The following is a 12,903-nucleotide window of genomic DNA, read 5'->3' as shown; positions in this document are numbered from 1 at the left end:
AAGAGTAGCGCAAAAGGTGAGCAGACTGATGACAAATCGTAAAGAAGTTCGTCATTTGTCATCAGTCTGATTGTGATGATGTATCGCTTTTTGCAAATGATTTTACTAGAAGGGTGTGGTTTCTTATGAGTCTAGAAGCAAGGCCAAAACGCCGAGAGCTGAAGACATATTTATACATTGCGCCGGCAGTCATTTTCGTATTTTGCTTTTGTATTTTATCAATTATTTTTACGTTGTTTATTAGTTTCACAAATTGGAGCGGCTTAGGCAGTTTCGAATTTGTAGGCTTTAGCAATTATATTGCCGTTTTTCAAGATAAAAATTTCCTATTATCTTGTATTAATACCTTAGTTTGGGTTGCTGCAGGGCTCATCATTCCTGTAGTATTACCACTTCTTTTTGCCATTGCAATCACGAAAAGTTCGTTTTCGACGATATTTAAAAACTTGTTTTATTTTCCGAATGCCGTTTCAGGCGTTATCGTTGGCCTCATCATGACGAGTTTATTGTCGATGTACGGCCTGCCGCAATTACTTGGGATGCTGGGATTCGAAAATTTGGATAAAAACTGGTTGAATATTCCTTATGTGAATACGGGCGTGATGATAGTAGCTGGAATTTGGCAAGGAATTGGTATGAACATGCTGCTTTTTATTATTGGCTTAGTTAACATGCCAACGGAACCAATTGAGGCGGCCAAAATCGAAGGCGCTTCGGGACTTGGCTTATACACGAAAATAATTTTGCCTTTATTAAAACCAACGATTGTGGTTGTTGTGTTGATGTCGCTTGTGAATAGTTTTAAAACGTTTGATAGTATTTGGATTATGACTGGTGGTGGGCCGTACCGGACTTCGGAAACGTTAGCGGTAACTATGTATAAAGAATCGTTCTCAAATAATCATTTGGGCATGGGTTCGGCTATCGCCGTTATGTTATCAGTGATTATTCTAATCATTTCCATTTTCTACTTAAGAAAAACATTCACGAAAGAAGGAGGGAATTAAGGATGGTAAATGCAAAAGGTTCAGGAGTCGGGCGATGGGTCATTAATATCATTCTTATTTTACTGGCGATCATTTGGATTTTTCCATTTCTTTATGTGATTGTGAATGCGGTAAAAAGTTCGACTGAGTATAGTGTGGGGAATTTTTGGGACTTGCCGCAGTCATTTTCTGTGGCTGAAAACTGGGAATATTTAACACAACAAATTCAGCTTGGATCTGGCTTTATCAATAGTATGATTTACGGTATGCTTGGTGGGGGACTTGGGATTTTGATGGCGGCTCTAGCTGCTTACGCGATTGAAACGCTGAAAATTAAGCACGGTTTGCTGTGGTTTTTTGTCATTTACAGCGGAACAATTTTTCCATTCCAAGTTTATTTAATTCCGATTTTTAAAGCCTATAATAAAGTAGGTTTATATGATACGCGGACGGGCATGATTTTAATTTATGCTGCGCTCATTATTCCGTTTAGCGTGTTTGTTTTGCGGAACTTCTTGATGGGCGTGTCTAAAGAAATGCTTGAGAGCGCTCGAATTGACGGTGCATCTGATTTTTACATTTTTAGAAAAATTTATATGCCAATGGCTCGTGCACCGCTTGCGGCTGTATTTTTATTCCAATTCACATGGATTTGGAGCGACTTGCTATTTGGGATGACCTTGACGAAATCAGAAACGGCGCGACCTGTTATGGCGGCAGTATCGCTGCTTGGCGGTTCGACCATACAAAAGGTGCCACCAATTTTACTCGCAGCCATTATCGTTTCGATTCCAACCATCATTTTATTTGTTTTATCACATCGAAATTTAGAAAAAGGTTTTATTGTGACTACAAAATAAGGAGTGTTAAGGAAAATGACGTTATCAAAAAAATGGAAGTTGTATTTGTTGCACCATTCGCACACGGATATTGGCTACACAGAGCGGCAGGAGAAGCTAAAACGATATCATGTTGATTTTATCCAACAAGCAATTGATATTTTAAAAGAGATTGAAGACGGCAAACGCCCCGAGTGGGAGGGATTCCGCTGGGTATGTGAAAACTACTGGCAAGTAGAAAATTTTCTAGCGAATAGCAGTCCGGAAAATATTGCGAGTTTCGAGCGTTACGTTCAAGCTGGGCTGATTGACATTTCGCTAAACTATTTAAACATGACAGAATTAGTAGATAATGATGTCTTAAATCATACGCTCGCAAAGGGACGAAGCTATGCAGATCGTTTAGCCGTGCCGCTAGACTCTGCGATGACGGCCGACATTAATGGCTACGCATGGGGCTATGCGGACGCCTTAGCGCATAACGGGATTGAAAATTTATTCGCCTGCATTCACACGCACCACGGCATGTTCCCGCTTGGCAGAAAGCATAACGGTTTTTGGTGGGAAGGCCCGAGCGGCGAACGGGTTCTCGCATGGGTATCCGACCATTACCATATGGGAAATGAACTTTGCCTCGTGCCGAATCACGGCATCACTTACTTACTAGAAGACCGCTTTAATGAAAAAGCAGCAGTAGCTGACTTCAAAATTGCCGAAAAACGCATTTTTAATTACATTGCGAACTTGGATAGCGATGCTGAATATGAATACGATTTCGTTCCTATTATGATTTCTGGTATGAGTACCGATAACGGAGCGCCAAACGGTCAGATTTTAGAGCGAGTAAAAGCTTGGAACGATTTGCACGGCGATGAAATTCAAATTGAAATGATTACGCTCAATCATTTTTTTGAAATTCTGCGTGAACAAATAAATGAACTGCCCGTTTACCGCGGTGACTGGAACGACTGGTGGGCGGACGGCATAGGTTCAACCCCTGCGGTTGTCAAACATTATAAAGATGCGCAGCGTAAATATCATATTGGGAAACAGTTATCGCCTGAATTGACAATCGAAAATAAAGCATACATGGACGAAGTCGAATATGAACTCGCTTTATACGCGGAACACACATGGGGGTATTCTTCTTCTGTGACCGAGCCGTGGGAAACATTAGTAAACGATTTAGATTTCAGAAAATCAGCTTATGCAATTCGCGCCAACCAATTAGCGTCGCTCAAATTAGATGAAATTTTAGCCGAAAAAGGAGAAGTGACAATTCGTCCAGACCGCGAGAAGCTATTTAAAGTCATTAATCCACTTGGTATCGCGCGGACAGATAGCGTATGTTTGTATATTGAGCACTGGGAAGATGTTGAAGGAGTCGGAGTCGACCTGCTACTCCAAAATATGGAAGTTGTCGATGAAAAAACGGGGCAAGTGTTACCTACGCAGATTCGAGAAATTGCGCGCGCAAAAGAAATAGAAGTAGTCCTTGCGTTAGAAGCCTTTGAAGAACGCATTCTACGCATTCGCCCTAAAAAAGAATTGCAAAAAGAAAATTATCGCTATTTAGCTGTCGATAAAATTAAAGATGTGGTCTATGATGGCTTTCAATCGGGCCTAAGAGTAAATGAGCATCAGCTTGAAACAAATTATTATGCCATGACTTTTGATGAAACAACAGGAATTGTTTCGCTAGTAGACAAGCGCGACGGAAGTTCTTTACTCAGAGAGAATTTAGTTCATGCGCCGTTTGTTGGGATATACGAGCGTACAGAAACAAAACCAGATGCTTGGGAAGTTCGCCATACAATGGGACGGAACCGAAAAAAAGTGGGAACAAAGCGTTACGTGTCAGAGTTAAGCAACATTCAAATTACTGAAGCCGGCGATGTGAGTGCGACAGTCGTATTCACATACAATTTGGTCGGCACGCAAATGTATGAAATTCATCTAAAAGTGTACCGCGATTCACCAAAAATTGATGTTACGCTACGCTTGCACAAAGACAGTGTTTGGGACCCAGAAAACTTATACATCTCGTTCCCTTTTACAACAGGTGAGAGCGAAGAGCTTTATTTGGATAAAACGGGTTGCTTGATGCGGCCTGGTATTGATCAGCTACCGCAAACGAATCAAGAGTTTTATTTAGTGCAAGAAGGAGCGGCATACGTGGGGGAAAATAAATCGCTTGTTTTGGCAGTCAAAGATACACCACTTCTTGTGCTCGGCAATCTGGAACATCACTTGATTGAATTGTCTGGCCAAAGTGAAACAACAAATAATGGTGAGCCACTTTACGTTTGGGCAATGAACAACTTTTGGGAAACCAATTTTAAAGTAGATTTAGCTGGCTTTTACGAATTCCGCTACACAATTGCTACGCTGGAAACGAATGAGGCAGTGCCTGCAATTGAAACGTGCAAAGCTTACAATCAAGGATTTTTATCGATGTACATTTAGAATAGGAGTGCGAGCGTAATGTATCGAATTGGTATCGACATTGGGGCGACAAATATGCGTGCGGGATTATTTGATGCTAACGTGCTAGTTGCGCGCTTGGAAATGAAAACAGAAGCGGAACTTGGTGCCAAGCAAGCGCTTATAAAATTAGTGGAGCTGGTTCGGCTTGTTGATCCGAAACAATTGGCTGTTGGGATTGGCATTGGTGCGCCGGGGCCGTTAGATGCGCAAGCGGGAATTATTCTTGATGCACCAAATTTACCGGGTTGGAACGGTTTCCATCTTAAAGATGAACTTTCGAACCATGTGGGAAAACCCGTTTTTCTCATGAATGATGCAAAAGTGGCAGCACTTGCGGAAGCGAAAGTGGGCGCAGGTCTTGGGTACGGGAGCGTGCAATTTATAACGGTGAGCACGGGTGTTGGCGGAGGCTTCGTTTATCAGGGCGAAGTCTTTGCTGGCGGGCACGAGCACGCATCGGAAGTTGGCAATATGATTGTGAATGTGAGTGATGAGAAAGCGACATTGGAGTCGATTTGTAGCGGCACGGCATTACTACGAGAAAGTAAACGGTTATTTGGGACTAGTAAAACGGCGGCAGATTTGTTGCACTTTTCCGAGAACAATAATCCAGAGGCGAATCAAGTGGTAGATAGGTGGGTGCATCATTTCGCGGCGGCGATTACATCGATTATTCAAGTGATTGATCCTGAAGTTTTTGTTCTTGGCGGGGCAGTTATTCTTCATAACCCGTGGCTAGTTGAACGAGTGACGGAGGCTGTTAGGGCGCAAGTTTACCAATCGATGCAAGACAAAATAAATATAAAGGTCGCTTCTTTGGGGGAAGATGCGGGACTTTACGGGGCGGCAATGCTTGTTACATGAAGGGAATGAGAAAATGAAAAATGAAGATGTGTTAAATGAAACGAGTCAAGATATTGAATTTATGGGCGATGAAACGTATTTTCGATTACGGAAAATTACAGATGATATTGTCAAACAAGCGGCTAGAGATAATTCGGAGCTCGCGAAAATTATTGATAACATGGTGACACAAGTTCTTGAAAACAATCCGTTATCCGAGAAGTTGCAGCGCATGTTTCGGAAGTGTATGTTAAATACGATTACAACGACGTTAGTGCAAAAACAAGATGACTCTGCGTTCTTGTTTACGGGCGACATTCCGGCGATGTGGTTGCGGGATTCGGGCGGCCAATTGCGTGTCTTCTTGAATTTAGATGACCCAAGTGGAAAATTGTATGACGTGATTGGAGCAGTTATTCGCCAGCAATTTCGTTATATCTTGATTGACCCATACACGAATGCTTTCAATTTTTCTGCGGACGGGAATTGTTGGAGTGCGATTGATAAAAGCGAAAGGAAAAATCCGTGGAGCTGGGAGCGAAAGTATGAATTAGATTCCCTTTGTTTCCCGGTTGAGCTGGCGTACTTTTACTGGAAAAAGACGAAACGAAATGATATCTTTGATAATGATTTTTTACAGGCGGTTAAACAGTTAGTTCAAGTGTTTCGTACAGAACAGCACCACGCGGAAAAATCGGAATACTTTTTTGTGCGTGATAACGGCATTGAACAAGATAGCTTGCCAAATGAAGGGCGCGGCAGGGAAACTTGCTATACAGGCATGATTTGGTCCGCTTTTCGTCCGAGTGATGATGCTTGTGAGTACGGCTATTTAATTCCAGCAAACATGTTTGCGGTCGTGATTCTTGGCTATTTACAGGAAATCTTGAGTGCTTTATACGCAAATGAGGAGGCGCTCCTTGCGGAAATTGCGGCGTTACGCGAGGAAGTTCAGGCGGGGATTTTGAAATACGGAATTGTGAATCATCCGAAGTACGGGGACATATATGCGTATGAGGTGGACGGATTAGGCAATTACAATTGTATGGACGATACGGGCGTGCCAAGTTTGCTATCGCTACCTTATATTAAATATTGCGGGACACATGATACGATTTATCAAAATACACGTCGTTTTAGTTTATCGACGGATAATCGTTATTATTTTGAAGGAACTGCCGCAAAAGGCTTAGGAAGTCCGCATACGCCTGCTGGTTATGTTTGGCACATGGGTCTTGCGATTCAAGGCTTAACATCAACGGATAAAGAAGAATGTAAGGAACTACTTCGCTTATTTGAAACGACAGATGCGGGTACTGACTTAACGCATGAAGGCTTCCTCGCAAATGATCCAAACGTTTACACGCGAGAATGGTTTTCCTGGTCAAATTCCATTTTTTGTGAGTTTATTTTAAAAGAAAGTGGGAAGTTAAGTATATAGAGGTTTATATATCTCCGTGATTATTTTGAAATAGTCGCGGAGATATTGTTGTATAATGGAGTATATCGAGGAAAAGAGGTTTTTATTGTGAAATCAGGTATCGTACAATTACAAGCGTTAGCGAAGCAATCGATGAGTTCTTATCAAGACATTGCCAAATATATTGTGACAAATGCAGAAGCTGTTAAAACGATGCATATTACACAATTAGCGAATGAATGTTATACGAGTCCGGCTACAATTGTACGTATGTGTAAGAAACTGGGTTACAAAGGGTACACAGATTTCAAGCAGGATCTCGTTTTAAACTTACATAAATGGTTTTTTGAAAAGCAAGAAGTGTACAACCGCGGTTATATTTATCCAAATAAAGCGGCGATTGAAATTGGGGAAGTTATTACAAACCTAACCATTAATGGGATGATTAAAAGTGTCCAATTTTTAGACTCGGAACTTGTGATGGACCTTTCGAAAATTTTATTTGAGGCCGAACGCATTGATTTTTATGGTTGTGGGGTTTCCAATTTAGTGGCGCAAGATTTCTCTTACCGATTTTTGCGTTCGGGAAAAAACACGAGTGCTTTTGCGGATTCACATTTGCAAATTTCGCAAGCTCAACAATCGGATATTGGATGTGTGGCGGTGGGCGTTTCTTATAGCGGCGAAACGAAAGAAGTTATCACAGCACTTGAAATTGCCAAGCAGCTTGGGGCACGGACGATTTCTTTTACAGCAGAAGGTGACAACCGTTTGACGCAAGTCGCGGATTGCAACATTTCCGTGGCGCAAATTGAACATCCAGAAGGTTACGTGGCAGCGGCTTCACGCATTGAAATGCTACACGTCATGGATATTATTTATTCGGTATACGCGAGTACCTATGATGAAACAATTGCGCCTAAAATATCGAAAACAAGACCCTATTTTAAAAAAAGAAATGGCAACCTATGATACAATAAAAAAGTAAAAAAATATGCGTTTTTAAGACGAGTGAAAGGTTGTGAAATTTTGGTAAAAGTTATTTTGGATGCTGACGATTTTGGCATGTCAGAAGCAATTAATCATGGCATTATTAAAAGTTTTACTGACGGAATTACGACGTCGACTTTGCTTATGCCAAACCTAGAAGCAGCTCCGCATGCAATTGCTTTAGCAAAAAAGCATCCCGATTTATTTGTTGGGCAGCATACCAATTTTTTGCTTGGGAAGCCATGTTCAAATCCTGAAAAAATTCCTTCGCTCGTGGACGGTAATGGGGAATTTCATCGTTCGGCGTATTACCGGGCGAAGGCGGACTTTTCGTTTTGCTATGATGATGTAAGAACGGAAACGCTTGCGCAAATGGAGCGTTTTAAAGAACTTACGGGCGACTATCCGAAACATATGGATTGCCACTCTATTGGCGATGAAGTGGTCGATCAAGTATTCTATGATTTAAGCTTAGAGTATGATGTGCACGTTACTTTGAAATATAGCGGGGACAAGAAGTGGCCAAAACATCCGAGCTATGCTGAAATTACGAAGCTTTTGGAATCAGGCGCTTTGTCATACATTCAAGAGGGCGTTTCGGTTGAAAATTTTTTAAACGATGATTTTAATTTGCTGGAGCTAGGTCAGGACGACATTGCTGAAATGCATTTTGATGTTGGGTATTTGGATCAATTTGTGATTGAGAATTCATCTTATACGCTACTTCGGTGTAAGGAGCTGGCCACAATTTGCGACCCGCGAGTTAAGGCATGGTTCACGGCTAACAAAATCGAGTTGATTTCCTTTTTAGACTTAAAAAATAGTTTTTAAAAAAGGATTTATGCACGCATAAAAAGGGCATAGAGTGTATACTAATAACATTAAGCTGAAAAAGGGGCAAACAGATGAAAAAAAGAGTTCAATTACTTATTCTTATTGCGTTAGTACTATTTGTTGGTATTGTTTTAAAACAATGGTCGGAAGTGATTTTATACACGGCAGGATTCATCGTTGAACTTGGTGGTGTGGTCATTGTTATTCGACTTTTGTTTTGGGATAAACGAAACACGACATCAAAAGTGGCTTGGATGGCGGCTGTTTTTGTCTTGCCAGTTTTTGGTGTATTCTTGTATTTATTTTTTGGAAGAAATCCGCAAAACCGCATTTTTCACCATAATCAAACGAATGAAATGCATAAAATTGCGGATACAATTCATCAGTTGCCGCCACATGAAGATGGGAAAAAACCACCGCGATTGTCTAAGCGAATTCAACATTTGACGGAAATTAATCCTGTGAATGGGAATAAATTGACACTTTTAACCAATGGTGAAGAAACGTTTCCGGCAATTATTCAGGCGCTTAAGCAAGCGGAAAATCATATTCATATTCAATATTATATTTACAAGTCGGACGAGATTGGCACGGAAATTCGTGACATTTTAATCGAACGAGCGAAAGCGGGCGTTGAAGTGCGCTTTATGTATGATGCTTGGGGGACTGCAAAACTAAGCGAGCAATTTTTAGAACCGATGCGGGAAGTCGGCATTCATATTCATGCCTTTGATCCGATTCGTTCGATTTGGATAGCGAGAACAGCCAATTTAAGAAATCACCGGAAAATCATTGTGATTGATGGTCAAATCGGCTTTACGGGAGGCTTGAATATCGGTGAAGAATATCGCAGCAATACGCCTGATTTTGCCGTTTGGCGCGACACACATATTCAAATTGAAGGCATGGCCGTTATTGAGCTTCAGGAGTCGTTTCTTGTGGACTGGGTATATATGGAAAATAAAGCGGGTTCGGCAGATTTATTTATTAGTGAAGCCGGAATCGACCAATATTTTTCACCCAAACCTGTTGGGAATGAGTGGGCGCAAGTCGTCTACGGAGGTCCGTATGATAAGGAGAAATACGTGCGTGATGCTATGCTTGACCTAATTGATTCCGCGCAAGAATCAGTGTGGATTACTTCACCGTATTTTGTGCCAGACGAGGAGTCACTTGCTGTTATTCGCCGCGTCGCGCTTAGCGGAATTGATGTGCGCATCATTTTACCGGGGAAAGGCGACAGGGGGATTTCGTTCCACGGTAGTAACTCCAACATTGAAACGATGCTTGAGGCGGGTGCGAAAGTGTATGCGTACCGCGATGATTCTTTCGTACACGCGAAGCTACTTTTAATTGACGGTGAGCGTGCTGCTGTTGGTACGGCGAACTTTGATATTCGTAGTTTCCGTCTGAATCATGAATTGATGGTATTCCTCTATGAAAGAGACCAAGCAATTGTGAAAATGGAGCGCGATTTTGAAGCGGATTTTGAAGTGAGCAAGCTTTACACAATGGAAGATATTAGGAAGAAATCTTGGTATGTGAAAATGAAGGAAAACCTTTCTAGTCTACTTTCACCTATTTTATAAGCAGGAAACTCGGCGAAATTTAATTTTGCCGAGTTATTTTTATGGCGATTGCAACATAATTATGTTATTATTGACCTAACGGTAATTAGTTTTGGAGGTTATGATATTTATGATACGCAATGCAAAACCGGGGGACGCTAAGAAGGTGGCGCCGCTTTTATTTACGATATGGCAAGACATGGAACTTCCCCTTTTACAAAAAGAAAAAGAGGCGAAAATCATCGAAACACTGGAAGAAGCGATTTGTGTGCCTGACTATCGCTACGGTTTCAATCATCTGCACGTTTATGACGATAATGGCGTTATTGCAGGTGTTGTGGCGGGTTATCCAAGCGAAAAGGAGCCTTTTATTGATCATGTGTGGTCGGAACTTGCGAAGAAACACGGTTTAATGGATCAGTCGGCTGTTTTTAAGGAAAAGGAAACGTTTAGCGGGGAGTGGTATTTAGACTCCATCGTTACTAGAGAAGACTACCGTGGTAAAGGGATTGGCACCGCGCTTTTAAATGAACTTCCTCATTTTGCTAAGGCGGACGGTGAGCGAAAAGTCGGCTTAAACTGCGATAAAGCAAACCCTGCGGCGAAACGGCTTTATGAGCGGCTTGGCTTTCATACAACAGGTGAAATCATGTTGAGTGGGCATGAGTATGAGCATATGCAAAAAGAGCTTTGATTTGAAAGGCGGCCTATCCTAATATAGAATTTTGCGCAAGTATCTGGTGAACTTGTGGCAAAACAGAAAAGCTAATTTAAACAAAAACGAATGAAAAATTTGTTTTTGCTTTTTTTCTATAATTTAGCGAGTGCATCACGATTTATAATTTTATAGCGGCGTCCTACTTTTTCTAAAATTCCTTTTTGAGTCAAATCGTGTAACACATAAAGTAAATGGCGATAGCTGACATGCAAATACTCGGCAACTTCCGTATGTTTTTCATAATATACGCCGTTTTCTTCGGTGAGTAAAATAAAACGTGCTAAACGTGTTGAAAATGGGAGATTTAAGCTTTCGGTCAATGTTTCTGTGCGATGCAAAGCTTTTTTGCCTAAAAAAATCGCCAAGTTTTTCATGAAGGTGGGATTTTCGAGTAGTGGCGCTTGATTTTCCTTCAGAGGAAGTGCGAGCAGGGCGCAATTTGTGTGGGCGATGACGTCTTTTGGAGTTTCTTCGACGCCTAAAAGCGTGAGTTCGCCAATATAGGACGGGGCGGAAATAAAATCAACAAGGGAGACTTTGCCGTTTTCTAGAGTCATTTTAATTTTTGCTTTGCCTGAAACAAGGAAAAAAAGTTTTTCTGGGGGATTCGATTGATTCACGATAAACTCGTTTTTTTTCACAGTGTAAAGTTCCAATTTGGCAAACATTTCGTCTGGGAAGCTGGCCTCTAGCTCGCTTTTTTTGATAGCTTCTGAAATTTGGTGGGGCTTTGTTATTTTTTTCATGGTCAATTCCTCGTTTTTAATGTGAGATTTCTCCTATTATTATACTGAAAACTATGATAAGATGCTAAAAAAAGAGATGGGGGAGTAAAATGCGTTACGATACGTTGCTTTTTGATGTAGATGATACATTATTAGATTTTAAAAAGGCGGAAGATGATGCGCTTGTGAAACTGTTTGAAAGTGAAGGCGTTTCAGACGCGAAGGAGCTAACTTTGGTCTACAAGGAAATAAACGAGGCGCTTTGGAAGGCTTTTGAACGCGGGGAGATTTCACGCGATGAGGTGATTCAGACGCGTTTTGCTAAACTTTTCGCGACACAAAATAAGTCGGTTGACGGGATTCTGCTTGAGGCAAAATATCGCGGTTTTTTAGAGGAAGGGCACGAACAAATTGCGGGCGCCGCTGAATTAATTGCCCAGTTAGCGCCCGATTACGCGCTTTATGTCGTGACAAACGGTGTATCGAAAACGCAGTACCGGAGGTTGCGCGATTCTGGTCTAGATATTTTCTTCCAAAAAATCTTTGTCTCCGAGGACACGGGCTATCAGAAGCCAATGCTTGAGTTTTTTGACTACTGTTTTGCGCGCATTCCTGCTTTTGATAAAAAGAAAACGCTTCTGATTGGCGATTCGCTAAGCTCTGACATTCGCGGTGCACGTGTTTCGGGCATTGATAGTTGTTGGTTTAACCCGCACGGCGCGGCGTTTGACGCGGAAACTACGCCAACTTACGAAATTCATTCACTTCCTGAGTTGCTAAATGTTTTAAGTTAGCTGGAAACCGTGGTAAGCTAGAGGCGGAGGTTAGACATGTTACGATTGCTAATAATACTTATGAGCACGGCGCTCCTTCTTACGGGCTGTGCTGATGTTGTGAATACAGTGAAAGTGAATAAAGACGGAACGGCTGATTTGAATTTTGATGTAACGCTTGGTGCAACAGCGGGGCTTCTTGCGGGGCCGGCAATTAAGGAGCTGACACCGAAGCTTGAAGATGCGGGATTTACCATTAAAAAGCCGTCGCAAAATCAGTTTTCTATCCATAAAAAAATTGAAAAATCGGCTAAAAAAGTAGATTTTAAAGCGGAAGCCAAAAAATACGGTGTGAAATTTCAGGAAACAGATGGCTTTTTCATGAAAAAAATTCGTTTAGATGCCACACTGGATATCCCTAAAATTTTGCAGGAGCAACAATTAGGTGAGAAGGTGCCGACAGCGCTTTTATCGCAAGTTGACTACACGCTTGTTTTGGATTTCCCAATTGATACGATTGGCGCAAACAATGCGGACGAGAAAGACGGCGGGAAGCTCACGTGGCACATTCCATTAGAACAAAAAAATCAGCTTTATTTTGAAATTGAGATTCCAAACGTAAAAAACATTGCGATTACGGCGGGAATTGTTTTTATCCTGCTAATTGTTGGGATTGTACTACTTATTAAAAGACGTAAAAAACGGAAAATCAACTGATTT

Annotated in this window: 12 protein-coding genes; 11 read left to right on the top strand and 1 reads right to left on the bottom strand. The window is 41.5% G+C overall.

What is annotated here, in order from left to right; translation table 11 throughout:
- Nucleotides 1-125 precede the first annotated feature (125 nt).
- The 9 genes from BN1609_RS11725 (at nt 126) to BN1609_RS11685 (ending at nt 10,661) form a co-directional block, all read left to right on the top strand.
- Nucleotides 126-1,007: a carbohydrate ABC transporter permease gene (locus BN1609_RS11725; RefSeq protein ID WP_088840886.1), complete on the top strand. Its 882-nt coding sequence runs from the start codon at nt 126-128 to the stop codon at nt 1,005-1,007.
- Nucleotides 1,008-1,009: 2 nt separating this feature from the next.
- Nucleotides 1,010-1,846, top strand: a complete 837-nt coding sequence (locus tag BN1609_RS11720; protein WP_088810556.1) for a carbohydrate ABC transporter permease — start codon at nt 1,010-1,012, stop codon at nt 1,844-1,846.
- A gap of 15 nt (nt 1,847-1,861) precedes the next feature.
- On the top strand, nt 1,862-4,291 hold the full coding sequence (locus tag BN1609_RS11715; RefSeq protein ID WP_088840885.1) for a glycoside hydrolase family 38 C-terminal domain-containing protein: 2,430 nt from the start codon (nt 1,862-1,864) through the stop codon (nt 4,289-4,291).
- An 18-nt stretch (nt 4,292-4,309) separates the two neighbouring features.
- Nucleotides 4,310-5,176: an ROK family protein gene (locus BN1609_RS11710; RefSeq protein WP_088839153.1), complete on the top strand. Its 867-nt coding sequence runs from the start codon at nt 4,310-4,312 to the stop codon at nt 5,174-5,176.
- 13 nt (nt 5,177-5,189) lie between these two features.
- Entirely contained in the window at nt 5,190-6,596 is a 1,407-nt protein-coding gene (locus BN1609_RS11705) for a glycoside hydrolase family 125 protein (protein ID WP_369821895.1), read from the top strand.
- 87 nt (nt 6,597-6,683) lie between these two features.
- Nucleotides 6,684-7,547 carry a MurR/RpiR family transcriptional regulator gene (locus tag BN1609_RS11700; RefSeq protein ID WP_088810552.1) on the top strand — a complete coding sequence of 288 codons (864 nt, stop codon included), beginning with the start codon at nt 6,684-6,686 and terminating at the stop codon, nt 7,545-7,547.
- 57 nt (nt 7,548-7,604) lie between these two features.
- Nucleotides 7,605-8,396 (top strand): ChbG/HpnK family deacetylase, encoded by a 792-nt coding sequence (locus BN1609_RS11695; RefSeq protein ID WP_088815554.1) that lies wholly within the window; start codon nt 7,605-7,607, stop codon nt 8,394-8,396.
- Nucleotides 8,397-8,470: 74 nt separating this feature from the next.
- Complete coding sequence (cls, locus tag BN1609_RS11690) at nt 8,471-9,988, top strand: cardiolipin synthase (RefSeq protein WP_088810550.1); 1,518 nt, start codon at nt 8,471-8,473, stop codon at nt 9,986-9,988.
- Between the two features lie 109 nt (nt 9,989-10,097).
- Nucleotides 10,098-10,661: a GNAT family N-acetyltransferase gene (locus tag BN1609_RS11685; protein ID WP_088815553.1), complete on the top strand. Its 564-nt coding sequence runs from the start codon at nt 10,098-10,100 to the stop codon at nt 10,659-10,661.
- A gap of 116 nt (nt 10,662-10,777) precedes the next feature.
- Here the strand turns inward: BN1609_RS11685 and yeiL are convergent, their stop codons facing one another.
- Nucleotides 10,778-11,431 (bottom strand): transcriptional regulator YeiL, encoded by a 654-nt coding sequence (yeiL, locus tag BN1609_RS11680; RefSeq protein WP_088839158.1) that lies wholly within the window; start codon nt 11,429-11,431, stop codon nt 10,778-10,780.
- An 89-nt stretch (nt 11,432-11,520) separates the two neighbouring features.
- Between yeiL and BN1609_RS11675 the strand changes: the two genes are divergently transcribed.
- Together BN1609_RS11675 and BN1609_RS11670 are read left to right on the top strand one after the other, a co-directional pair.
- Entirely contained in the window at nt 11,521-12,204 is a 684-nt protein-coding gene (locus BN1609_RS11675; protein WP_088840883.1) for a YjjG family noncanonical pyrimidine nucleotidase, read from the top strand.
- A 36-nt stretch (nt 12,205-12,240) separates the two neighbouring features.
- Complete coding sequence (locus BN1609_RS11670; protein WP_088840882.1) at nt 12,241-12,900, top strand: DUF3153 domain-containing protein; 660 nt, start codon at nt 12,241-12,243, stop codon at nt 12,898-12,900.
- The last annotated feature ends 3 nt before the right edge of the window (nt 12,901-12,903 follow it).

Origin of the sequence: Listeria sp. ILCC797, from assembly GCF_900186185.1 — a bacterium.
Lineage (GTDB): Bacteria > Bacillota > Bacilli > Lactobacillales > Listeriaceae > Listeria > Listeria goaensis.
Note: the sequence above shows the minus strand (reverse complement) of the source record. Positions and strands in the feature narration are given on the sequence as shown.